The organism is Streptomyces sp. NPDC032091 (genome assembly GCF_055580265.1).
The window spans coordinates 1-26,704 of record NZ_JBVILR010000043.1 but is presented as its reverse complement, the minus strand read 5'-3'; the positions used below and the strand labels follow the sequence as shown (position 1 = coordinate 26,704).

The 26,704-nt window shown below is 76.6% G+C and carries 3 protein-coding genes and 1 pseudogene; all 4 read left to right on the top strand.

Features of this window, described 5'->3' with window-relative positions:
- Positions 1-8,373, top strand: an 8,373-nt coding sequence (locus ACZ5NJ_RS37240; RefSeq protein ID WP_468771178.1) for a type I polyketide synthase, incomplete at its 5' end; no start/stop codon positions are given.
- A gap of 74 nt (positions 8,374-8,447) precedes the next feature.
- A pseudogene (locus ACZ5NJ_RS37235) lies at positions 8,448-14,099 on the top strand (type I polyketide synthase); the annotation flags it as partial.
- A gap of 31 nt (positions 14,100-14,130) precedes the next feature.
- Positions 14,131-25,242, top strand: a complete 11,112-nt coding sequence (locus ACZ5NJ_RS37230) for an SDR family NAD(P)-dependent oxidoreductase (protein WP_468771176.1) — start codon at positions 14,131-14,133, stop codon at positions 25,240-25,242.
- Positions 25,243-25,310: 68 nt separating this feature from the next.
- On the top strand, positions 25,311-26,704 hold a 1,394-nt coding region (locus ACZ5NJ_RS37225; RefSeq protein ID WP_468771179.1), incomplete at its 3' end, for a type I polyketide synthase.

Sequence of the window (26,704 nt, the reverse complement as noted above, 5' to 3'; positions counted from 1 at the left end):
GCGGACGCGCTGGCGCCCTTTGTCGACTTCGATGTGGTGGAGGTCGTCAGGGAAGGTCGCTCTCTGGACCGGGTGGATGTGGTCCAGCCGGTGACGTGGGCGGTCATGGTCTCCCTCGCGGAGGTGTGGCGTTCCCTGGGGGTCGTTCCGGATGCGGTGGTGGGTCACTCGCAGGGTGAGATCGCCGCTGCCGCTGTGTCGGGGGCGTTGTCGTTGGAGGATGCCGCCCGGGTGGTGGCCTTGCGGGCGGCTGTGATCGGGCGTGAGCTGGCCGGGCTCGGGGGTATGGCTTCCCTTCCGTTGCCGTTGGCCGAGGTCGAGGAGCGGTTGAAGGGCTGGATCGGTCGCCTCGGGGTGGCCGCGGTCAACGGGCCGTCCAGCACGGTCGTTGCCGGTGATGCCGATGCGGTGGCGGCGTTCGTGGCGGAGGCTCAGGCGGAGGGGATTCGGGCGCGTCAGGTGCCCGTCGACTACGCGTCGCATTCGGCGCACGTCGAGCGGATCGAAGCCGAGCTGCTGGAGGTGCTGGGCCCGATCGTTCCGCGTCGGCCGGAGGTTCCCTTCTACTCAACCGTCAGCGCCGAGCTGGTCGACACGGCCGCGCTCGATGCCGCGTACTGGTACCGCAATCTGCGACAGCCCGTCCGCTTCGAGGAGACCGTCCGCGCTCTGCTCGGCAAGGGTTTCGCCACGTTCGTGGAGTCCAGTGCGCACCCCGTGCTGGTCATGGGCATCCAGGAGACGGGTGACGAGGTCCTCGCCGTCGGTTCCCTGCGCCGTGACGAGGGCGGTTGGGAGCGCCTCCTGATCTCCGCCGCCGAGCTGTTCGTGCGGGGTGTGGACATCGACTGGGCTTCCCTCTTCGAGGGGACCGGGGCTCGCCGTGTCGACCTGCCGACGTATGCCTTCCAGCGCCGGCACCACTGGCTGGAGCCCTCCGCGCCCTCAGTCGCCCCGGCCGCCGGACCGGACGGCATCGACGGCTGGCGCTACCGCACCACCTGGAAGGGGCTGGGTGGCAGTGGGTCCGCCGCGCGGCTCCACGGGCGGTGGCTCGTGGTGGTTCCCCCCGGGCAGGCGGGGGCCGCCCTCGCCGACGCGGCCGAGGCCGCGCTCGTCCGCCGGGGAGCCGGTACCGAGCGGCTCACCGTCGACGCCGACGCCGCCACCCGTACCGGATTCGCCGACGCCCTCGCCGCGTACGGGGACCTGGACGGAGTCCTCTCCCTCCTCTCCCTCGTCCGCACCCCCGGTGCCCTGCCCGCCACCCTCGCCCTCGTCCAGGCCGCCGGCGACGCCGGCACCGAGGCCCCCGTCTGGGCGCTGACCCGCGCCGCGGTCGCCGCCGCACCCGGGGAGCTGCCCGAGGACTTCGGGGCGCAGGTCTGGGCGTTCGCCCGGGTCGCCGCCCTCGAACTGCCCCACCTGTGGGGCGGTGTCGTCGACCTGCCCGCGCAGCCCGACGCCCGCGCCTTCGACCGCGTCGCCGACGCCCTCGCCCAGGGCCGCCGGCCCGGTGCCGAGGACCAGATCGCCGTACGCCCCTCCGGCTCCTACGCCCGCCGCGTCGCCCGGGCCCTGCCGCCCGCCACCCCGGCCGGCGGCGACCGCTGGCGGGCCCGCGGCACCGTCCTGGTCACCGGCGGCACCGGCGCCCTCGGCGCGCACGTCGCCCGCTGGCTCGCCCGCAACGGCGCCGGGCACCTGGTGCTCACCAGCCGGCGCGGGCCCGGTGCGCCCGGCGCCGACGCGCTGGTCGCCGAACTGCGCGCCCTCGGCGCCGAGGTGACCGTGGCCGCCTGCGACGTCTCCGACCGGGACGCGCTCGCCGCCCTCCTGGACGCCCACCCGCCCACCGCCGTCTTCCACACCGCCGGCGTCCTCAACGACGGCGTCATCGCCGCGCTCGACGCGGACCGCTTCCGCGAGGTCCGCGCCCCCAAGGCCGACGCAGCCCGCCACCTGCACGAACTCACCCGCGCCCGCGGCCTGGAGCTGGACGCCTTCGTCCTCTTCTCCTCCGTCACCGGCACCTGGGGCAACGGCGGCCAGGCCGCCTACGCCGCGGCCAACGCCTCCCTCGACGTCCTCGCCGAACAGCGTCGCGCCGAAGGCCTGCCCGCCACCTCCCTCGCCTGGGGCCTGTGGGGCGGCGGCGGCATGGCCGAAGGCGCCGGAGAGGAGAGCCTCGGCCGCCGGGGCATCAGGGCCATGGACCCCGACGAGGGCATCGAAGCCCTCCACCGGGCCCTGGACCACGCCGACGTCTGCCTCACCGTCATCGACGTCGACTGGGCGGAGTTCGCCCCCCGCACGGCCGCCCTGCGCCCCGGGCCCCTCTTCGACACCGTGCCCGAGGCCCGCCGTGCGCTGGAGGCCGGCCGCCAGCGGACGGCGATGGACGCCGGACCCGCCGACGGCCTCGCCGGGCGGCTCGCCGCGCTGTCCGACGGCGAGCGCACCCGCCTCCTCGTCCAGCTGGTCCGCACCGAGGCCGCCGCGGTCCTGAGGCACCCGGGGACCGACGCCGTCCGCCCCGACCGGGCGTTCAAGGACTCCGGGTTCGACTCCCTCACCGCCCTGGAGCTGCGCAACCGCCTGGTCCGGGCCACCGGCCTCGGCCTGGCCGCCACCGTCGTCTTCGACCGGCCCAACCCGGCCGCCCTCGCCGCGCACCTGCTGGACGGGCTCCTCGGCGAGCGGGACGGTACCTCCGCCGCCCCGGCCCCCGTGCCGGCCGCGCCCGTACCGGCCCCGGACGAGGACCCCGTCGTCATCGTCGGCATGGCCTGCCGCTTCCCCGGCGACGCCGACACCCCGGAGGCGCTCTGGGACCTCGTCATGGACGAACGCGACGTCATCGGCGCCGCCCCCACCGACCGGGGCTGGAACCTCGACGAGGTGTACGAGCCGGACGCGGAGGCCGGCCGGCGCGGTACGACGTACGTCCGCGAAGGCGGCTTCCTGCACGGGGCCGCCGGGTTCGACGCCGACTTCTTCGGCATCTCCCCCCGCGAGGCCCTCGTCATGGACCCGCAGCAGCGCCTGCTCCTGGAGACCTCCTGGGAGGCCCTGGAACGCGCCGGCATCGACCCGCGCTCGCTGCGCGGCAGCCGGACCGGCGTCTACGCGGGCCTCACCCACCAGGAGTACGCCTCCCGTCTGCACGAAGCCTCCGAAGAACACGAGGGCTACCTGCTCACCGGCAAGTCCGCCAGCGTGGTCTCCGGCCGCATCTCGTACGTGCTCGGCCTGGAGGGCCCGTCCGTCTCCGTCGACACCGCCTGCTCCTCCTCCCTGGTGGCCCTGCACCTCGCCGCACAGGCCGTACGGGCCGGGGAATGCGACCTCGCCCTCGCCGGCGGTGTCACCGTCATGGCGGCGCCCGGCCTGTTCGTGGAGTTCTCCCGCCAGCGCGGTCTGGCCGCCGACGGCCGCAGCAAGGCCTTCGCGGATGCGGCCGACGGCACCAGCTGGGCCGAGGGCGCGGGCATGCTCCTCGTCGAGCGGCTCTCCGCCGCCCGCCGCCACGGACACCCGGTGCTCGCCGTCATCCGCGGCGACGCCGTCAACCAGGACGGCGCCAGCAACGGCCTCACCGCCCCCAACGGCCCTTCCCAGGAACGGGTCATCAGCCAGGCGCTGGCCAACGCCGGGCTGGGCGCCGCGGACGTGGACGTGGTCGAGGCGCACGGCACCGGCACCCGGCTCGGCGACCCGATCGAGGCCCGGGCACTGCTCGCGACGTACGGGCAGCGGCCGGCCGGACGGCCGCTGTGGCTGGGCTCGCTCAAGTCCAACATCGGCCACCCGCAGGCCGCCGCCGGTGTGGGCGGCGTCATCAAGATGGTCAAGGCGCTGGAACACGGCAAACTGCCCAGGACCCTGCACGTGGACGCGCCGTCCTCGCAGGTGGACTGGGAGGCGGGCGCCGTCGAGCTGCTGACCGAGACCCGCGACTGGCCCGAGGTGGGCCGCGTCCGGCGGGCCGGGGTCTCCGCCTTCGGGGTGTCCGGGACGAACGCGCACGTCATCCTGGAGCAGGCACCGGAGCCGGCCGCCGAGGAGGACGCCTCCGGCGCACCGCGGGAACTCCCGGTGGTTCCGCTGGTGCTGTCGGCGAAGTCGGCGCCCGCCCTGAGGGAGCAGGCCGACCGGCTCCGCGGCGGCATGGAGGGGCTGCGCACGCTCGACGCCGGGTTCACCCTGGCCGTGGCCCGGTCGGTGTTCGAGCACCGGCGGGTCACCCTGGGCGCCGTCACCGTCGAGGGCGTCGCGGCCGACGCGGGGCGGGTGGCGTGGGTGTTCCCGGGTCAGGGGACGCAGTGGGTGGGGATGGGTGCGGGGCTGTTGGAGTCCTCGCCCGTCTTCGCGGCACGGATGCGGGAGTGCGCTGATGCGCTGGCGCCGTTCGTGGACTCCGATGTGGTGGAGGTCGTGCGGGAGGGGCTGTCGCTGGATCGGGTGGATGTGGTTCAGCCGGTGACGTGGGCGGTCATGGTTTCCCTTGCGGAGGTGTGGCGTTCGCTGGGTGTTGTTCCGGATGCGGTGGTGGGGCATTCGCAGGGTGAGATCGCCGCTGCGGCTGTGTCGGGTGCGTTGTCGTTGGAGGATGCCGCCCGGGTCGTTGCTTTGCGGGCGGCTGTGATCGGGCGTGAGCTGGCCGGGCTCGGGGGGATGGCTTCCCTTCCGTTGCCGTTGGCCGAGGTCGAGGAGCGGTTGAAGGGCTGGATCGGTCGCCTCGGGGTGGCCGCCGTGAACGGGCCGTCGAGCACCGTGGTCGCCGGTGACGCGGATGCCGTGGCGGCGTTCGTCGCGGAAGCGCAGGCGGAGGGGATCCGGGCGCGTCAGGTGCCCGTGGACTACGCCTCGCATTCGGCGCACGTCGAGCGGATCGAAGCGGAGCTGCTGGAGGTGTTGGGGCCGATCGTTCCGCGTCGGCCGGAGGTTCCCTTCTACTCGACGGTGACGGCCGAGCTGGTCGACACGGCCGCGCTCGACGCCGCGTACTGGTACCGCAACCTGCGACAGCCCGTCCGCTTCGAGGACACCGTCGCGCTGCTGCTCGGCGAGGGCTTCGGCACGTTCGTGGAGTCCAGCGCCCACCCCGTCCTCACCATCGGCGTCCAGGAGACCGCAGAAGCCGCCGAGGCCGCCGTGCACGCCGTCGGCTCCCTGCGCCGCGACGAGGGCGGGCTCCAGCGGCTCCTGACCTCCGCCGCCGAGCTGTTCGTCCGGGGCGTGGACATCGACTGGACCTCCCTCTTCGAGGGGACCGGCGCCCGCCGCGTCCCGCTGCCGACGTACGCCTTCCAGCGGACGCACTACTGGGCGCCCACCTCCCCCGCCGGTGTGGGCGACGCCGCGGCCGCCCGGTTCGGGATGGCCTGGGAAACCCACCCGCTGCTCGGCGGCGCGCTGCCGCTGGCCGACAGCGGCGAGACGGTGTTCGCCGGGCGGGTCTCCCTCGCCGACCACCCGTGGATCGCCGACCACGCCGTCTCCGGCCGCACCCTGCTGCCCGGCACCGCCTTCGTGGAACTCGCCCTGCACGCCGCCGCCGCGACCGGCGGCGGCGGCCTGGAGGAACTCGGCCTGGAGGCTCCGCTCGTGCTGCCCCGGCGCGGAGCCGTCCAGCTCCAGGTGCGCGTCCGGCCGGCCGACGCGAGCGGCCGCCGCGCACTGACCCTGCACTCCCGCACCGAGGACGAGGACGCCCCCTGGACCCGGCACGGCACCGCGACGCTCACCCCGGCCGCCGGCCGGCCGGAGCCCGCCCCGGCCGCCTGGGCCGCCGCGGCCGCCTGGCCGCCGGCCGGCGCCGAACGCGTCGAACCCGAGGACGTGTACGCCCGCTTCTCCGACCTCGGCTACGAGTACGGGGAGACGTTCGCCGGCATCGGGTCCGTCTGGCGCCGCCAGGGGGAGGTCTTCGCCGAGGTCCGGCTGCCCGCCCGGGTCCGGGCCGACGCGGCGCACTACGGGGTGCACCCCGCGCTGCTCGACGCCGCGCTCCAGCCCTGGCTGGCCGGTGGACTCCTCGACGTGCCCGACGGTTCCGTCCTGCTGCCGTTCGCCTGGCAGGGGGCCACCCTGTACGCGACGGGCGCGGACGCCCTGCGCGTCCGTATCGCCCGCACCGGTGAGGGCGCGGTCTCCCTGGAGGCCGTCGACCCCGCCGGGGCGCCCGTCCTCACCCTCGACGCCCTCGTGATGCGGCCCGTCGCCCGCGAGCGCCTCGACGCGCTGCTCGGCGCGGCCGACGCCGGACTCCCGCTCTACCGGATCGACTGGCGGAACGACACCGCCGTCACCTCCGCCGGTGAGGGCCGTGGCGCGGTACGGATCGCCGTGGCCGGGGCCGACTCGCTCGGGGTGGCCCGGGGCGGCGGGGCCGAGGTCCACCCGGACCTGGCGGCGCTGTGCGCTTCGCCGGGCGCGGGCGGCACCGTCCCGGACGCCGTCGTCGTGGAGTTCCCGGCCGGCGCGGCCGGGACGGCGAGCGGTGGTGTGCCCGCGCCCGATGCGGTGCGGGAGACCCTCGCCCGGGGGCTGGAGCTGCTCCGGACCTGGCTCGCGCAGGACGCGCGGTACGACGGAACCCGCCTCGTCGTCCTCACGCAGGGCGCGGTGGCCACCCGCCCCGGGGAGGCGCTGCCCGGGCTGGCGGCCGCCGGGCTGTGGGGGCTCGTGCGCTCCGCGCAGAATGAGCACCCCGACCGGTTCGTCCTCGCCGACACCGACGGCACCGAGGCCTCGGCGGCGGCACTGGCCGGGGCCCTCGCCGGGGCCCTCGCCGGTGGCGCCGCGCAGTTCGCGCTCCGCGACGGCGAGGTCCGCACGCCCGTCCTGGCCCGCCCGGACGCGGCCGCGGAGCCCGCCGCGGCCACCGCCTTCGACCCCGAGGGGACCGTCCTGGTCACCGGGGCCACGGGCACCCTCGGCCGGCTCTTCGCCCGCCACCTCGTCACCGCGTACGGCGTGCGACGGCTGCTGCTCGTCAGCCGCAGCGGACCCGCCGCCGCCGGGGCGGCCGAGCTGGAACGGGAACTGACCGCGCTGGGCGCCCACGTCGAGATCACCGCTTGCGACACGGGTCACCGATCCGAACTGGAAGCACTGCTCTCGGGAATCCCGGCCGCGCACCCGCTGACCGCCGTCGTCCACGCGGCGGGCGTCCTCGACGACGGCGCCCTCACCGCCCTCGACGCCGGCCGGCTGGACACCGTCCTGCGGCCCAAGGCCGACGCCGCCCTGCACCTGCACGAACTGACCGCGCACCTGCCCCTGTCCGCGTTCGTCCTGTTCTCCGGCGCCGCCGGCCTCCTCGGCCGCCCCGGCCAGGCCAACTACGCCGCCGCGAACACCTTCGTCGACGCCCTCGCCCAGCACCGCCGGGCCGCCGGACTGCCGGCCGTCTCCCTGGCCTGGGGCCTGTGGGGCGAGGCCACCGGCATGACCGGGCACCTCTCCGGGACCGACCTGCGCCGCATGCGGCGCTCCGGCCTCGCCCCGATGGACGGCCCACAGGGTCTCGCCCTGTTCGACCGGGCCCTCGCCGCGCCGGCCGGCCGCACCGACGAGGCGCTGTTCGTCCCGCTCCGCCTCGACGTCCCCGCCCTGCGCCGGGAGCAGGCCGCCCACGGCCGCGAGGCCGTACCCGCCCTGCTGCGAGCGCTGGTCCCGGACACCGGGGCCGGACCGCGCGCCGCCCGCCCCGGCGGAGTCCCGGCCGCCACGGCGGGCGCCGGGGCCCCCGCCGAGACCGCGGCCGGGACCCTGGCGGACCGGCTGGCCGGCCTCGACGCGGCCGCCCGGAACCGGGAACTGCTCGCGCTCGTACGGACCGAGGTCGCCGGGGTCCTCGGCTTCACCGGCCCCGAAGCCGTCGACCCCGCCCGGCCGTTCCGCGAGGCCGGCTTCGACTCCCTGACCGCCGTCGAACTGCGCAACCGGCTGGCCGCCGCCACCGGACTGCGGTTCGCCGCCACCGTCGTCTTCGACCACCCCACCGCGCGGGCCCTCGCCGAGCACATCGGCGGGGAACTGCACACCGCCGCGTCCGGCGGCCGGGAAGCCGGCGAGGCGGCCCTCGCGGGGCTCGCCGCCCTGGAGGCCGCCCTCGCGGTCCTCGACGCCGACGACATCCGCCGCGAGACCGTGCACCGCCGGCTCACCGGCCTCGTCGCCGCCCTGGCCGCCCCTCACGCCGCCGACGGACGCGCCGACGGCCGCCCCGACGGCCCGCCCGCGGCCCCGGCCGGCGCGGCGGCGGCCGGCCTCCCGGTGCCGGACCCGGCCCCGGCCGCCGACGCGCTGCTGGAGTCGGCCGACGACGAGGAACTTTTCGCCTTCATCGAGGAGCAGTTGTGACGGACACCGCCCCCGCCCCCACCACCGGCGCCTCCGACAACTCGGCGAAGATCCGCGACTACCTCAAGCGGGTCACCGCCGAACTCGTCAGCACCCGCGAACGGCTGCGCACCGTCGAGGAGAGCGCCCGCGAACCCATCGCGATCGTCTCCATGAGCTGCCGCCTCCCCGGCGGGGCCGACACCCCCGAGGCCCTCTGGCGGCTCCTCGACTCCGGCACCGACGCCATCGGCGGCCTGCCCGAGGACCGGGGCTGGGACCTCGAAGCCCTCTACGACCCGGACCCCGACGCCCCCGGCACCAGCTACGCACGCGAAGGCGGCTTCCTCCACGACTGCGCCGGCTTCGACCCCGAGTTCTTCGGCATCTCCCCGCGCGAGGCCCTCGCCATGGACCCCCAGCAGCGCCTCCTCCTGGAGACCGCCTGGGAGGCCTTCGAACGGGCCGGCCTCAGCCGCGACGCGGTGCGCGACAGCCGCACGGGCGTCTACGCCGGGGTCATGTACGACGACTACGGCGCACGCGTCCCCCACACCCCCGGCGAGGCCCTCCCCGAGGGACTGGAGGGCTACCTCGTCAACGGCAGCGCGGGCAGCGTCGCCTCCGGCCGGATCTCCTACACCTTCGGGCTGCGCGGCCCGGCCGTCACCGTCGACACCGCCTGCTCCTCGTCGCTGGTGGCCGTCCACCTCGCCGCGCAGGCCCTGCGCGCCGGCGAGTGCGACCTGGCGCTCGCCGGCGGCGCGACCGTGCTGTCCACGCCGACCATGCTGATCGACTTCGCGCGGCAGCGCGGGCTCGCCCCCGACGGCCGCTGCAAGGCGTTCTCCGACGCGGCCGACGGCACCGGCTTCGGCGAGGGCGCGGGCATGCTGCTGCTCCAGCGGCTGTCCGACGCGCGCCGTGAGGGACGTACGGTCCTGGCCGTGCTGCGCGGCTCCGCCGTCAACCAGGACGGCGGCGGCGCCGGGCTGACCGCCCCCAACGGGCCCGCCCAGCAACGGGTCATCCGCGCCGCCCTGAAGAACGCCGGCCTCACCGCCGACCAGGTCGACGCCGTCGAGGCGCACGGCACCGGAACCGGTCTCGGCGACCCCATCGAGGCGGGCGCCCTCCTCGCCACCTACGGCCGCGCCCGGTCCGCGGACGCCCCGCTGCTGCTGGGCTCGCTCAAGTCCAACATCGGCCACGCGCAGGCCGCCGCCGGCGTCGCGGGCGTCATCAAGACGGTACTGGCCCTGCGGCACGGGATCCTGCCGAAGACCCTGCACGCCGACACCCCGTCCACCCGTATCGACTGGACCGGCGGCGCGGTCGCCCTCCTCACGGAACGCACCCCCTGGCCGGACCGCCCCGACGCCCCGCGCCGCGCGGCCGTCTCCGCCTTCGGCGCGAGCGGCACGAACGCCCACGTCATCCTGGAAGCCGATGCCCTGCCGGAGGCCGCGCGGAACACCCCGGCCGCCCCGGCCCCGGCCAGGACGCGGGAGCCCGCCGACGCGGCGGCCGACACACCGGGCGCGCCGTCCCCGGCGGCCGGGGCCACCCCCACCGCCTGGCCGCTGTCCGCGCGCGGCGTGCCCGCGCTGCGGGAGCAGGCGCGGCGGCTCGCCGCCCACCTGCGGGCCGCGCCCGCCGACGTCGGCGCCGTGGCCTCCGTCCTCGCCCACGGCCGGACCGCCTTCGCCGAACGGGCCGTCGTCCTCGGCCGGGACGCGGACGCGCTGCTGCGCGGGCTCGACTCGCTCGCCGCCGACGAGCGCCCCGACACCCGCTCCGTCGTCACCGGCCGGGCCGCCGACGGACGCCGTACCGCCTTCCTCTTCACCGGGCAGGGCAGCCAGCGCCCCGGCGCCGGCCGGGACCTGTACGCCGCCGAACCGGTCTTCGCGGCCGCCCTCGACGAGGCCTGCGCCGCCTTCGACCCCCACCTGCCCCGCCCCCTGCGCACCGTCATGTTCGCCGACCCCGGCACCCCGGACGCAGCGCTGCTCGACCGCACGCAGTACACCCAGCCCGCCCTGTTCGCCCTCGGAACCGCCCTGTTCGCGCTCGTCACCGCCCGCGGCGTACACCCCGACGCGGTGGCCGGACACTCCGTCGGCGAGCTCACCGCCGCCCACGCAGCCGGGGTGCTCTCCCTGCCCGACGCCGCCCGGCTCGTCGCCGCGCGCGGCCGCCTGATGGGCGAGCTGCCCGAGGGCGGGGCCATGGCCGCGCTCCAGGCCTCCGAGGAGGAGGTGCTGCCCCTGCTCGCCGGCCGGGAGGCCCGGACCGGCCTCGCCGCCGTCAACGGACCGCAGGCCGTCGTGGTCGCCGGGGACGCCCCTGACGTGGACGAACTGGTCGAGTACTGGAAGAGCCGCGGTCGCGCCGCGAAGCACCTGACCGTCAGTCACGCCTTCCATTCGCCGCACATGGACGGCATGTTGACACAGTTCGAGGAGATCGCTCGCAGCGTCGAATACCAGCCGCCCAGGATTCCTGTCATGTCGAACCTGACCGGACAGCTCGCCACCGGCGACGCGCTGCGCACCGCGGACCACTGGGTCCGCCATGCGCGCCGGCCCGTACGGTTCCTCGACGGGGTGCGCGCCCTGCGCGCCGACGGCATCGACACCTTCCTCGAACTCGGCCCCGACGCCGTCCTCACCGCCATGACCCGCACCGTCCTCGACGCGGAGGAGGAGCCCGCCGACGGCGTGCTCACCGCCGCCGTCATGCGGCGCGGCAAGCCCGAGACGGAGACCTTCGCCCGGGCCGCGGCCGCCGCATACGTCCATGGCGTGCCCGTCTCCCTCGCCCCGCACCCCGCCCCGTCCGGCCTCGCCGCCGCCCTGCCCACGTACGCCTTCCAGCGCACCCGGTACTGGCTCGACGCCCCCGCCCGGCAGCCCGCCCCCCTGGCCTCCGCCGGCGTGGACACCGCCGGACACCCGCTGCTCGCGGCCCGCGTCGAACTCCCCGACGGACAGGGCGCGGTGTGGACGGCCACGCTGTCCGCCACCACCCGGCCCTGGCTCGCCGCGCACACCCTCGCCGGACGCCCCGTCGTCCCCGGCACCGCCCTGCTCGAACTGGCCCTCACCGCCGCCGGTGCCGACGGCATCGCCGAGCTGACCTTCGAGAACCCGCTCGTCCTGCCCGACACGGCACCCGTCCGGCTGCGCGTCCACCTCGGCGCCGCCGACACCGACGGCACCCGCCCCGTCCGCGTCGACTCCGCCCCGGCCGACGGCGGCCCCGCCGACTGGACCCCGCACGCCACCGGCCGCACCGCCGCCCCCGCCGACGCGGACTTCGACGCCCTCACCGGAGCCGTCTGGCCGCCCGAGGGCGCGGAACCCGTCGCCGTCGACGACGCCTACGAGCACTTCGCCGCCGCCGGCATCGGCTACGGCCCCGCCTTCCAAGGGCTGCGGGCCGCCTGGCGGCGCGGCGACGAGGTCTTCGCCTCCGTCGCCCTGCGCCCCGAAGAGGCCGCGGAGGCCGCCGCCTACGGCCTCCACCCGGCCCTCCTGGACGCCGCCCTGCACGCCGTCACCGCCGCCCGGCCCGACGCCCACGGCCTCGTCCCCTTCTCCTGGACCGGCGCCGCCCTGCACGCCCGCGGCGCCGACGCCCTGCGCGTCCGGATCTCCCCGGCCGGCCCCGACGCCTACGCCGTCACCGCCGCCGACCCCCAGGGCCGCCCCGTGTTCGCCGCCGGCTCCCTGGCCCTGCGCCGCGTCGCCGCCGACCGGATCGCCGCCGCGGCCACCGGCCGCACCCCGCTGCTGCGGCCCTCCTGGACCCCGCTGCCGGCCGACCCCGGCGCCCCCGCCGCGACCGTCTGGCACCTCCTCGGCACGCCCGCCCCGGCCCTCGCCGACGCCCTCGCCGCCGCCGGCGCGACCGTACGCCGGCACCCCGGTGACCCGGCCACGGCCCTGGACGGCGTACCCACCGACGCCCTGCACGCCGTCGCCGACCTGCGCGGGGACGACGACCCGCAGGCCGTGGGCCGCCGCACGCTCGCCCTCGCCCAGGCCTGGCTCGCCGCCGACCAGCCCGACGGAGCCCGCCTCACCGTCCTCACCCACGGCGCCGTCGACACCGGAACCGGGGCACCCGTCACCGACCCCGCCGCCGCCGTCGCCTGGGGGCTGCTGCGCTCCGGCCGGGCCGAACACCCCGGCCGCTTCGCCCTCGTCGACACCGACGAGGACCCCGCCTCGTACGCCGCCCTGCCCGCCGCCCTCACCCGCGCCGACCACGCCGCAGAACTCGCCGTCCGCGCCGGCGCCGCCCACGCCCCCGGCGCCGTACGGGTCCGCGACGAGGCCGCCGCCCCGGTGGCCTGGAACGCCGACGGCACCGTCCTCGTCACCGGCGGCACCGGAGGCCTCGGCTCGGCCGTAGCCCGCCACCTCGTCACCGCACACGGCGTACGCCACCTGCTGCTCACCAGCCGCCGCGGCCCGGACGCCCCCGGAGCCGGGGAACTGGCCGCCGCGCTGCGCGCCCTGGGCGCCGAGGTCACCGTCGCCGCCTGCGACACCGCCGACCGGACCGCCCTCGCCGCGCTCCTCGAACGGATCCCGGCCCGGCACCCCCTCAGCGCGGTGGTGCACACCGCCGGCGTCCTCGACGACGGCCTCCTCACCGCCCAGGACCCGGCCCGCCTCGAAGCCGTGCTACGGCCCAAGACGGACGCCGTGCGCGTCCTCCACGAACTCACCGCCGCCCTGCCGCTCGACGCGTTCGTGCTCTTCTCCTCCGCCGCCGGACTCCTCGGCAGCGCCGGACAGTCCGCCTACGCGGCCGCCAACGCCCACCTCGACGCCTTCGCCGCCCGGCGCCGCGCCCAGGGCCTGCCCGCCGTCTCCCTCGCCTGGGGCCCCTGGGCCGGCGACGGCATGGCCGGCGCCCTGGACGGCGCCGACGCCGCCCGGCTGCGCCGCACCGGGCTCGTCCCGCTCGCCGAGGACGAAGCCCTCCGCCTCTTCGACGCCGCCCTCGGCAGCGGCCTGCCCGTCGTCCTGCCGCTGCGCGTCGACCCCGCCGCGCCCGGCCTGCCGCCCGTCCTGCGGACCCTCGCGGCAGGGACCGGCCCCGCCCCCGGCCCGACGGCCGCGCGGACCGCCGGACCGGCCGAGCCGGCCCGGCGGGCGACCGCCGCCGAACGGATCACGGGCCTGTCCCGCGCCGACCGGGCCGCCCTGCTGCTGGACCTCGTCCGCACCGAGGTCGCCGCCGTCCTCGGCTTCGCCGGCCCGGCCGACGTGGGCGTGGACCGCAGCTTCCGCGAGGCCGGCTTCGACTCGCTCACCGCCGTGGAACTGCGCAACCGGCTCACCGCCGAGACCGGCCTGCGCCTGACGCCCACCCTCGTCTTCGACCACCCGACCCCCCAGGCCCTCGCCGCACACCTCGACGGCGAACTCCCGGGCGCGGAGGCCGCCGTACTCGCCCTGATCGGGCAGCTCGGCGCGGCGACCGCACAGGCGGCCCTCGACCAGGACGCCCGCCGTGCGGTGGCCGACCGCCTCTCCGCCCTGCTGGCGGACCTCGGCACCGGGGCCGCCCCGGACGCCGCCCCGCCCGCCGGGAACCCGGCGGGCGGGACGGACGGCGAAGGCCCGGCCCGGCCCGCCGAGGACCGGGGCAACGTCACCGAACTGCTCAACTCCGCCTCCGACGACGAACTGTTCCAGCTGCTCGACAGCGGCTTCCGCTCCGTCTGAAGCCCCGCACCGACACCTCCAGGGGAGAGCCGTGTCCGCTCACGACACCAACCAGGACGCCACGGGCAACGAAACCAGGCTCCGCGAGTACCTCCGCCGCGCCATGACCGAGCTCCACGAGACCCAGGCGCGCCTGCGCGAGGTCGAGGAGCGGGGGAGCGAGCCGATCGCGATCGTGGGGATGGCGTGCCGTTTCCCGGGTGGGGTGTCGTCTCCGGAGGGGTTGTGGGATCTGGTGTCCTCGGGGGTGGACGCGGTGTCGTCGTTCCCGGGGGACCGGGGGTGGGATGTGGAGTCGCTGTTTGATCCGGAGCCGGGGGTCGCGGGGCGTTCGTATGTGCGGGAGGGGGGTTTCCTGCATGAGGCGGGGGAGTTCGATGCGGACTTCTTCGGTATTTCGCCGCGTGAGGCGGTGGCGATGGATCCGCAGCAGCGGTTGCTGTTGGAGACGTCGTGGGAGGTGCTGGAGCGGGCGGGGATCCCGGCGTCCTCGCTGCGGGGTTCACGCACCGGCGTCTTCGTCGGCTCGATGTACCACGACTACGGCACCGACCGGCCCGGCGTCCTCGACGACGCGGGCGGCTACGGCGGCACCGGCACCTCCGGCAGCGTGGTCTCCGGCCGCATCTCCTTCGCCCTGGGCCTGGAGGGCCCGGCGGTGACGGTGGACACCGCGTGCTCCTCCTCCCTGGTCGCCCTCCACCTGGCCGCGCAGTCCCTGCGCACGGGCGAGTGCGACGTCGCCCTGGCGGGCGGCGTCACCGTCATGGCGACCCCCTCCACCTTCGTGGAGTTCTCCCAGCAGCGCGGGCTCGCCGCCGACGGCCGGTGCAAGGCCTTCTCCGACGCCGCGGACGGCACGGGCTGGGCCGAGGGCGTGGGCATGCTCCTCGTCGAACGGTTGTCGGACGCGGTGGCGAAGGGCCATCGGGTGTTGGCGGTGGTGCGGGGTTCGGCCGTGAACCAGGACGGTGCGTCCAATGGTCTGACGGCGCCGAACGGGCCTTCGCAGCAGCGGGTGATCCGGGCGGCGCTGGAGAGTGCCGGTCTGGGTGTGGCCGATGTGGACGTGGTGGAGGCCCACGGGACGGGCACGAAGCTGGGTGACCCGATCGAGGCCCAGGCGCTGCTGGCGACCTACGGTCAGCGGTCCGGTGAACAGCCTTTGTGGCTGGGGTCGTTGAAGTCGAACATCGGGCATGCGCAGGCGGCCGCCGGGGTCGGTGGCGTCATCAAGATGGTGATGGCGCTGGAACACGGCCGCCTTCCGAAGACCCTGCACGTCGACGCGCCCTCGTCCCAGGTGGACTGGGACGCGGGCGCCGTCGAGCTGCTGACGGAGGCCCGTGACTGGCCCGAGCTCGACCGTCCGCGCCGTGCGGGCGTGTCCTCGTTCGGGGTGTCCGGGACGAACGCGCACGTGATCCTGGAGCAGGCTCCGGAGCAGGCCGAGGCACCGGTGGAGGGGGTGCGGGAGCTGCCGGTGGTGCCGGTGGTGCTCACCGCCCGCTCCGAGGCCGCCCTCCAGGCCCAGCACGCCCGCCTGCGCGCCCGGCTGGAGCAGGAGCCCGCGCCGCGGACTCTGGACGTGGCCCTGAGCCTGGTCACCGGCCGCTCGATGCTGGAGCACCGCCGGGTCGTGCTCGGGCCCGTCACCGTCGACGGTGTCGCGTCCTCGCGGGGGCGGGTGGCGTGGGTGTTCCCGGGCCAGGGGACGCAGTGGGTGGGGATGGGTGCGGGGCTGCTGGAGTCCTCGCCCGTCTTCGCCGCCAAGCTGCGGGAGTGCGCGGACGCGCTGGCGCCCTTTGTCGACTTCGATGCGGTCGAGGTCGTCAGGGAAGGTCGCTCTCTGGACCGGGTGGATGTGGTCCAGCCGGTGACCTGGGCGGTCATGGTCTCCCTCGCGGAGGTGTGGCGTTCCCTGGGGGTCGTTCCGGATGCGGTGGTGGGTCACTCGCAGGGTGAGATCGCCGCTGCCGCTGTGTCGGGTGCGCTGTCGTTGGAGGACGCGGCCCGGGTGGTGGCCTTGCGGGCGGCTGTGATCGGGCGTGAGCTGGCGGGGCTGGGCGGGATGGCTTCCCTGCCGTTGCCGTTGGCCGAGGTCGAGGAGCGGCTGGCCGGGTGGACGGGTCGGCTCGGGGTGGCCGCCGTGAACGGGCCGTCGAGCACCGTGGTTGCCGGTGACGCGGATGCCGTGGCGGCGTTCGTCGCGGAGGCTCAGGCGGAGGGGATCCGGGCGCGGCGGGTGCCCGTCGACTACGCGTCGCACTCGGCGCACGTCGAGCGGATCGAGGCCGAACTGCTCGATGTGCTCGGCCCGATCGTTCCGCGCCGGCCCGAGGTTCCCTTCTACTCGACCGTCAGCGCCGAGCCGGTCGACACGGCCGCGCTCGACGCCGCGTACTGGTACCGCAACCTGCGACAGCCCGTCCGCTTCGAGGAGACGGTGAAGGCGCTCCTCGCCAAGGGCTTCGGCACGTTCGTGGAGTCCAGCGCCCACCCCGTCCTCACCCTGGGCGTCCAGGAGACCGCCGAGGCCCTCGGCGCCCCCGTCCTCACCACCGGCTCCCTGCGCCGCGACGAGGGCGGCCTCCAGCGGCTCCTGACCTCCGCCGCCGAGCTGTTCGTCCGGGGTACGGACATCGACTGGGCCTCCCTCTTCGAAGGGACCGGCGCCCGCCGCGTCGACCTCCCGACGTACGCCTTCCAGCGCGAGCACCACTGGCTGCCCGCCGCCCCCGCCGCCGAGCCCGCCACCGCGGCCGCCGGCACCGGGCCGGAGGCGGGCCTCGGCTACCGGGTCACCTGGAAGAACCTGCGCGCCGACGATCCGGCCGACCGGCTCTCCGGCCGCTGGCTGCTCGTCGCCGCCGACTCCCCCTCCGGCTCCGCGCACGCCGAAGCCGCCCGGCAGGCCCTCGCCGGCCGCGGGGCCACCGTCGAGGCCCTCGCCGTCGACCCCGTCCACGCCGACCGGTCCCTCCTGCGGGCCCTCCTCGCCGAAGCCGCCGACCGGGCCGACGCCCCGCCGCTCGGCGGGATCCTGTCCCTGCTGCCCCTCGTCCAGGGCGAGCACCCCGACCACCCCGGCCTGCCGCTCGGTCTCGCCGCCACCCTGACCCTCGCCCAGGCCTGCGCCGACGCCGGCAGCGGAGCCCGTCTCTGGGCCGCCACCGCCGGGGCCGTCGCCGTCTCGCCCGCCGAGTCCCCGTCCCCCGAGGCCGCCCAGACCTGGGGCTTCGGCCGGGTCGCGGCCCTCGAACTGCCCACCCTGTGGGGCGGCCTCGTCGACCTGCCGGCGCAACCCGACGGCCGTGCCTTCCAGCGCCTGGCCGCCGCCCTCGCCGCGCCCACCGCCGACGACCAGGTCGCCGTCCGGGGCTCCGGCACCTACGGCCGCCGCCTCGCCCCGGCCGCCGCCGCGCCCGGCCTCCGTACGCCCGCCCCGCGCGGCACCGTCCTGCTCGTCGGCGACCTCGCCGCCGCGGCCGGCCCGCTGGCCCGCCGGCTGCTCACCGCCGGCGCGGACCGCGTGGTCCTCGCCGGAACCGCCGACACCGACACCCCCGGCAACGGCAACGGCAGCGGCATCGACGCCATCGGCTCCGACGACCGGATCACCGTCGTCCCCTGCGACCTCGCCGACGACGGCCGGCTGAGCGAACTCCTCGACCGGTACGCGCCCTCCGCCGTCTACGTCGCCCCGCCCACCGCCCCCCTGACCACCCTCGCCGAGACCACGATCGAGGGCTTCGCGGCGGCCGTCACCGCCAAGACCGGCCTGGCCGCCCGCCTGCACGCCCTCCTCGACACCACCGGTACGGAACTCGACGCCCTCGTCCTGTTCTCCTCCGTCGCCGGCGTGTGGGGCGGAGCCGGCCAGGGCGGATACGCCGCCGGCACCGCCTACCTCGACGCCCTCGCCGAAGCCCGAAGGGGCCTCGGCCTGCCCGCCGCGTCCCTCGCCTGGACTCCCTGGGAAGGCTCCCTCACCGGCCCCGCCGCCGAGCAGATGCTCCGCGCGGGCCTGCGGTTCCTGGACCCCGAGCGGGCCCTCGACGCCCTCGACGCGGCGCTGGCCGGCCGGGACACCGCCGTCGCCGTCGCCGATGTCGACTGGGCGCGGTTCGCCACCGCCTACACCGCCGCCCGCCCCTCCGCGCTGCTCGACGACCTGCCCGCCGTCCGCGCCCTGCGCGCCGCCGAGCGGGCGGCCGCCGACGCGGCCGACGCCGCAGGACCGTCCGCGACCCGGATCGCGGGCGCCCTGCGCGGCCGTCCGGAGCAGGAGCAGCGGCGCGAGCTGCTGCGGCTCGTCCGCACCCACGTGGCCGCCGTCCTCGGCCACGCCTCGCCCGAAGGCATCGACCCCGAGCGGGCGTTCAGGGAACTCGGCCTGAACTCGGTCACCGCCGTCGAACTGCGCAACCGGCTCCGCGAGGCCACCGGACTGGACCTGGCCGCCTCCCTCGTCTTCGACCACCCCACCAGCGCGGCCGTCGCCCGCCACCTCCACGAGCTGGCCTCCGGCACCGGGCCCGAAGGGGAGGCGGACGGACCGTTCGCCACCGTCCCCGCCGGCGGGGACGCCGAGCCCGTCGCCGTCGTCGCCATGGCCTGCCGCTTCCCCGGCGGCGTCAACACCCCCGACGAGCTGTGGCAGCTGCTGCGCGGCGGCGGCGACGCCATCAGCACGTTCCCGACCAACCGCGGCTGGGACCTCGACGGCCTCTACGACCCCGACCCCGAGGCGAAGGGCCGCACATACGTCCGCGAGGGCGGGTTCCTGCACGAGGCACCCGACTTCGACCCCGAGTTCTTCGGGATCTCCCCGCGCGAGGCCCTCGCCATGGACCCGCAGCAGCGGCTCCTGCTGGAGACCTCCTGGGAGGCCCTGGAACGCGCCGGCCTCGACCCGGCCGCCCTGCGCGGCAGCCGCACCGGCGTGTTCGTCGGCACCAACGGCCAGCACTACATGCCGCTGCTGCAGAACGGCGACGAGGACTTCGACGGCTACCTCGGCACCGGCAACTCCGCCAGCGTGATGTCCGGCCGGCTCTCCTACGTCTTCGGCCTCGAAGGCCCGGCCGTCACCGTCGACACCGCCTGCTCGGCGTCCCTGGTCGCCCTGCACCTGGCCGTGCAGTCGCTGCGCCGCGGCGAGTGCGGGATGGCCCTCGTCGGCGGCGCCACCGTCATGTCCACCCCGGAGATGCTCGTCGAGTTCTCCCGCCAGCGCGTCATGTCCCCCACCGGCCGCACCCGCGCCTTCGCCGCCGGCGCCGACGGCGTGGCCCTCGGCGAGGGCGCCGGCATGCTGCTCGTCGAGCGGCTCTCCGACGCCGAACGCCTCGGACACCCCGTCCTCGCCGTCATCCGCGGTTCCGCCGTCAACCAGGACGGCGCCAGCAACGGCCTCACCGCCCCCAGCGGCCCCTCCCAGCAGCGCGTCATCCGCCAGGCCCTCGCCGACGCCGGCCTGGAACCACAGGACGTCGACGCCGTCGAGGCGCACGGCACCGGCACCGCGCTCGGCGACCCCATCGAGGCCCAGGCCGTCCTCGCCACCTACGGCCGGGACCGCGACCCCGCGCGCCCGCTGCGCCTGGGCTCCGTGAAGTCCAACATCGGCCACACCCAGGCCGCCGCCGGCGTCGCCGGCGTCATCAAGATGGTCCTCGCCCTGCGCGGCGGGACCCTGCCCCGCACCCTGCACGTCGACGCGCCCACCCCGCGCGTCGACTGGAGCTCCGGAGCGGTCTCCCTCCTCACCGAGGACCTGGACTGGCAGGGGGACGGCACCCCGCGCCGCGCCGCCGTCTCCGCCTTCGGCATCAGCGGCACCAATGCCCACGTCATCCTCGAAGAGGCGCCCCGCCCCGCCGCGCCCGTCCCCGCCACCGCACCGGAGGACGACCCCGACCAGTGGGCGGAGGTCACCGTCCCGCTGCTGCTGTCCGCCCGCTCCGAGACCGCCCTGCGCGCCCAGGCGGCCCGGCTGCGCGCCGGACTCGTCGAACACCCCGGCACCCACCCCGCCGACGCCGGATACACCCTGCTCACGGCCCGCTCCCGCTTCGAACGGCGCGCCGCCGTCATCGGCGAGAGCCGCGAGGAGATCCTCGAAGCCCTGGGCGCCCTCGCCCAGGACCGGCCGCACCTCGCCGTGCTCCACGGCTCCGCCGGACCCGGCGACCGCATCGCGTTCGTCTTCCCCGGCCAGGGCTCCCAGTGGCCCGCCATGGCCGAAGGCCTCCTGGACCGCTCCGCGGCCTTCCGGGAGACCGCCGCCGCCTGCGACGAGGCCCTGCGCTCCTACCTGGACTGGTCCGTCATGGACGTCCTGCGGCAGGCGCCCGGCGCACCCTCGCTGGCCCGCGTGGACGTCGTCCAGCCCGTCCTGTTCACCATGATGGTGTCGCTCGCCGCCACCTGGCGCTCCCTCGGCGTCCACCCGTCGGCCGTCGTCGGCCACTCCCAGGGCGAGATCGCCGCCGCCTACGTCTGCGGCGGCCTCTCCCTCGACGACGCCGCCCGCATCGTCGCCCTGCGCAGCCAGGCCTGGCTCACCCTCGCCGGCAAGGGCGGCATGATCGCCGCATCGCTGGCCCCCGACGCACTGCGCGCCCGCCTGGAGCGGTTCGGCGACCGGCTGTCCGTCGCCGCCGTCAACAGCCCCGGCACCGCCGCCGTCGCCGGCGAGCCGGCCGCCCTGCGCGAACTCCTCGACGAGCTCACCGCCGAAGGCGTCCACGCCCGGGCCATCCCCGGCGTCGACACCGCCGGGCACTCCGCCCAGGTCGACGCCCTCAAGGAGCACCTCCTGGAGGTCCTCGCCCCGGTCGCCCCGCGCACCGGCGACATCCCCTTCTACTCCACCGTCACCGGCGGCCTCCTCGACACCGCCGCCCTGGACCGCGACTACTGGTACCGCAACATGCGCGAACCCGTCGAGTTCGAGCGCGCCACCCGCGCGCTGATCGCCGACGGCCACGAGGTCTTCCTCGAACCCAGCCCCCACCCGATGCTCTCCGCCTCCCTCCAGGAGACCATCGCCGACGCCGGCGCCCGCGCCGCCGTCCTCGCCACCCTGCGCCGGGAGAAGGGCGGCGCCCGCTGGTTCGCCGCCGCCCTCGGCATGGCCCACGTCAGCGGCGTCGAGATCGACGCCGACGCCCTCTTCGGCACGGACTCGCGCCGCGTCGACCTGCCGACGTACCCCTTCCAGCGGGAGCGCTACTGGTACAACGCGCCCGCCCGGCGCGGCGACGCCGCCTCCATCGGCCTCCACGAGGCCGGCCACCCGCTGCTCGGCGGCGGCGTCGAACTCCCCGAGTCCGGGTCCGTCGTCTACACGGCCCGCGTCGGCGCCGACACCCACCCCTGGCTCGCCGACCACGCCCTGCTGGGCACCGTCCTGCTGCCCGGCGCCGCCCTCGTCGACCTGGCCCTGTGGGCCGGCCGGCAGTCCGGCTGCGGCCGCCTCGACGAGCTGATCCTCCAGGCGCCCGTCGTCCTGCCCGACGACGGCGCCGTCGAACTCCGCGTCCAGACCGGCGCCGCCGACGCCGACGGCCGGCGCACCCTCACCGTCCACTCCCGCGAGGCCGGCGCCGCCCCCGGCTCCCCCTGGCAGCGGCACGCCGAAGCCACCCTCGCCCCCGACGCCGACACCCCGCCCGCCCCGCTGCCCCGGCCCTGGCCGGCCGCCGCGGACCGGCCGGCCGGCCGCCCCGGACCCGACGCGTTCTACGAGGAGTTCACCGCCCGCGGCTACGACTACGGGCCGCACTTCCGCGGCTTCCACGACGGCTGGCGGGAAGACACCGCCGTCCACGCCGAAATCGCCCTCCCTCCCCGCACCCGCGAGGCCTCCGCCGGCTACGGCATCCACCCCGCCCTCCTCGACACCGCCCTCCAGGCCATGAGCCTGGGCGCCTTCTTCCCCGACGACGGCAAGGCCCGCATGCCCTTCTCCGTCCGCGGCGTACGCCTGTACACCGAGGGCGCCGACCGGCTGCGGGTGACCCTCACCCCCGCCGGCGAGGACACCGTCACCCTGCACGCCACCGACGACAGCGGCCGGCCCGTCCTCGACATCGGCGAACTCCGCGTCCGCACCGTCTCCGACGCCCAGCTCGCCGCCGCGTCCGGCACCGCGGGCGGCCGCCACGGAGGCTCCCTGTACGAGGTCACCTGGCCGAAGCAGCACACCCCCGCCGCCCCGCCGCCCGTCCGGACCGCCGTCGTCGGCGAGGACCACGCCAAGGTCCTCGCCGCCCTGGAGACCGCCGGCGCCCCCGCCGACTGGTACCCCGACCTGCCCGCACTCCTCGCCGCCACCGCCGACGGGCCGGCCCCCGACACCGTCGCCGTGTCCTTCCCGCACCACCCCCGACCCGACGCCGCGACCGCCCACGCCACCGCCCACCGGGCCCTGGACCTCGCCCGGGCCTGGCTCGACGCCGGCGACCGGCTCGCCGGCACCACCCTCACCCTGATCACCCGCGGCGCCGTCGCCACCACCCCCGGCGAACACGTCACCGACCCGGCCACCGCCACCGTCTGGGGCCTCGTCCGCTCCGCCCAGTCCGAGGAACCGGGCCGCTTCGCCCTCCTCGACCTCGACCCGGCCGGCGACCCCGACACCGCCGGCGCCGCCGCCCTCGCCGCCGCCCTCGCCTCCGGCGAACCCCAGCTCGCCGTCCGCGGCGCCACCGTCCGGGCCCCCCGCCTGGCCCGCTCCGGCGACCACCCCGGCGACCTCCTGCTCCCGCCCGCCGGCACCCCCGCCTGGCGGCTCGCCACCAGCGGCACCGGCACCCTGGAGGGACTGCGCCTCGCCCCCGCCCCCGACACCCTGGCACCCCTGGAGGAGGGCCAGGTCCGCATCGCCGTACGCGCCGCCGGCATCAACTTCCGCGACACCCTCATCGCCCTCGGCATGTACCCCGGCGACCCCGTCATGGGAGCCGAAGGCGCGGGCGTCGTCGCCGAGGTCGGCCCCGGTGTCACCACCGTCGCCCCCGGCGACCGCGTCCTCGGCATGTGGACCGGCGGCTTCGGCCCCTACGCCGTCGCCGACCACCGCATGCTCGCCCCCGTCCCCGCCGGCTGGACCTTCGCCCAGGCCGCCTCCGTCCCGGCCGTGTTCCTCACCGCCCACTACGCGCTCACCCGCCTCGCCGGGGCCACCCCCGGCCAGTCCCTCCTCGTCCACGCGGCCGCCGGCGGCGTCGGCATGGCCGCCCTCCAACTGGCCCGCCACCACGGCCTCACCGTCTACGCCACCGCCAGCACCGGCAAGTGGGACACCCTGCGCGCCCGCGGCCTCACCGACGACGCCATCGCCGACTCCCGCACCACCGGGTTCGCCGACGCGTTCCTCACCGCCACCGGCGGCCGGGGCGTGGACATCGTCCTCAACTCCCTCGCCGGGGAGTTCGTCGACGCCTCCCTGCGCCTCCTGCCCCGCGGCGGCCACTTCCTGGAACTCGGCAAGGCCGACGTCCGCGACCCCGACGCCATCGCCGCCGCCCACCCCGGCACCCGCTACCAGGCGTTCGACCTGGTCCAGGCGGGCCCCGACACCGTCGGCGAGATGCTCCGCGAACTCCTCGCCCTCTTCGAGGCGGGCGTGCTGGAGCCGCTGCCGCTCACCGTCCACGAGGTCCGCCACGCCCGCGAGGCGTTCCGCACCCTCAGCCAGGCCCGGCACACCGGCAAGCTGGTGCTCACCCTGCCGCCCGCCTTCGGCCCCCACGGCACCGTCCTCGTCACCGGCGGCACCGGCACCCTCGGCAGCGCCGTCGCCCGCCACCTCGTCACCGCACACGGCGTCCGCCACCTCGTCCTCGCCGGCCGCCAGGGCCCCGCGGCCGCAGGAGCCCCCGAACTCGCCGCCGAACTCGGCGCGCTCGGCGCCCGCGTCACCCTCGCCGCCTGCGACGCCGGCGACCGCGCACAGCTCGCCGCGCTCCTCGCCGCGATCCCCGCGGACGCCCCCCTCACCGGCGTCGTCCACACCGCCGGCGTCCTCGCCGACGCCACCCTGGCCGGCCTCACCCCCGAAGCCCTGGACACCGTCCTGCACCCCAAGGTCGACGCCGTCCTCAACCTGCACGAACTGACCCGCGACCACGACCTGTCCGCGTTCGTCCTCTACTCCTCCTCGTCCGCCCTGTTCGGCAGCCCCGGCCAGGGCGGCTACGCCGCCGCCAACGCCTTCCTCGACGCCTTCGCCGGCTACCGCCGCTCCCTCGGCCTCCCCGGCGTCTCCCTCGCCTGGGGCCTGTGGGCGACCGACAGCCGCATGGCCGGACACCTCGACCAGGACGGCATGCACCGCCGCCTCGCCCGGGGCGGCATCATGCCCCTCACCGACGCCGAGGGCCTCGCCCTCTTCGACGCCGCCCAGGCCGTCGACAGCCCCCTCCAGGTCCCCATCCGCCTCAACCCCGCGGCCCTGCGCGCCGCCGGCCCCGTCCCCGCCTTCCTCGGCGACCTCGTCGGCGGCGGCCGGCAGACCACCGACACCCGGCAGCACACCGGCCCCGCCGAAACCCTCGCCGACCGGATCGCCGGCCTGCCCGCCGACGAACGCGAGGAACTGCTCCTCGACGCGGTACGGGCCCACGCCGCGGCCGTCCTCGGCCATGGCGGAGCGGACGACGTCCTCACCGACCGGGCCTTCAAGGAACTCGGCTTCGACTCCCTCACCGCCGTCGAGATGCGCAATCGGCTGGCCGCCGCCACCGGACTGCGCCTGGCCGCCACCCTGGTCTTCGACCACCCCACCCCGGCCGCCCTCGCCGCCCACCTCAGCGGCGCCCTGGCCCCGGCCGGCGACCAGGCCGCCCCGGACGGAGACGGCACCGACGCGCGCGCCGCGTCCGTCCTCGCGGAACTCGACCGCCTGGAATCCCTCTTCGGCGCCCTTTCCGGCCGGGCCGCGGAGGGCGGCGGACCCGACGAGACGGCGCACAAGGAGATCGCCGGCCGTCTCGCGGCCCTCACCGGCCTGTGGAACGGCCTCGGCGGCGCGCCGGCACCCGGCGACGACCCGGCGGCCGGCTCCGTGGCCGAAGCCATCGAGGACGCCGACGACGACGAGATCTTCGCATTCATCGACGAGCGGTTCTGAACCGCCGCACAGCACGTGACGGGTGACGAGACATGGCGAACGCGAACGAAGACAAGCTCCGCACCTACCTGAAGCGGGCCACGACCGAACTGCACCGCACCGGTGAACGCCTCAAGGAACTGGAGGGACGGGCCCACGAGCCGATCGCGATCGTCGGCATGGCCTGCCGCTTCCCCGGCGGCGCCGACACCCCCGAGGACCTGTGGGAGCTGGTGTCCACCGGAACGGACGCCGTGGCGCCGTTCCCCGCCGACCGGGGCTGGGACGTCGAGGGCCTCTACGACCCCGACCCCGACGCGGCCGGCCGCTCGTACTGCCGCGAAGGCGGGTTCCTGGACGCCGCAGGAGCCTTCGACCCCGGCTTCTTCGGGATCTCCCCCCGCGAGGCCGTCGCCATGGACCCCCAGCAGCGGCTGCTGCTGGAGACCTCCTGGGAGGCCCTGGAACGCGCCGGCATCGACCCCCGCACCCTGCACGGCAGCCGCACCGGCGTCTTCGTCGGCGCCTGGGACGGCGGCTACACCAGCGGGGTCCGCGCCCCCTCCGCCCAGCTCGAAGGCGACCTCCTCACCGGCAGCGTCGTCAGCTTCACCTCGGGCCGCATCTCCTACACCCTCGGCCTGGAGGGCCCCGCCGTCACCGTCGACACCGCCTGCTCGTCCTCGCTGGTCGCCCTCCACCAGGCCGCCCAGTCCCTGCGCCGCGGAGAATGCGACCTCGCCCTGGCCGGCGGCGTCACCGTCATGTCCACCCCCGCCGTGTTCGTCCAGTTCTCCCGCCAGCGCGGGGTCGCCGCCGACGGCCGCTGCAAGGCCTTCGCCGACACCGCAGACGGGTTCGGCCCCGGCGAGGGCGCCGGGATCCTCCTCGTGGAACGCCTCTCCGACGCCGTACGCAAGGGCCACCGGGTCCTGGCCGTCCTGCGCGGCTCGGCCGTCAACCAGGACGGCGCCAGCAACGGCCTCACCGCCCCCAGCGGCGCGGCCCAGCAGCGCGTCATCCGCCAGGCCCTCGCCGACGCCCAGGTCACCGCCGCGGACGTGGACGCGGTCGAGGCGCACGGCACCGGCACGAAGCTGGGCGACCCCATCGAGGTCCAGGCCCTCATGGACACCTACGGCAGCGTCCGCACGGCCGGACGGCCGCTGTGGCTGGGGTCGTTGAAGTCGAACATCGGGCACGCGCAGGCGGCCGCCGGTGTCGCAGGCGTCATCAAGATGGTGATGGCGCTGGAACACGGCCGGCTTCCGAAGACCCTGCACGTCGACGCGCCCTCGTCCCAGGTGGACTGGGACGCGGGCGCCGTCGAGCTGCTGACGGAAGCCCGTGACTGGCCCGAGCTCGACCGTCCGCGGCGTGCGGGCGTCTCCTCGTTCGGGGTGTCCGGGACGAACGCGCATGTGATCCTGGAGCAGGCTCCTGAGCGGGTGGAGGAGCCGGTGGAGGGGGTGCGGGAGCTGCC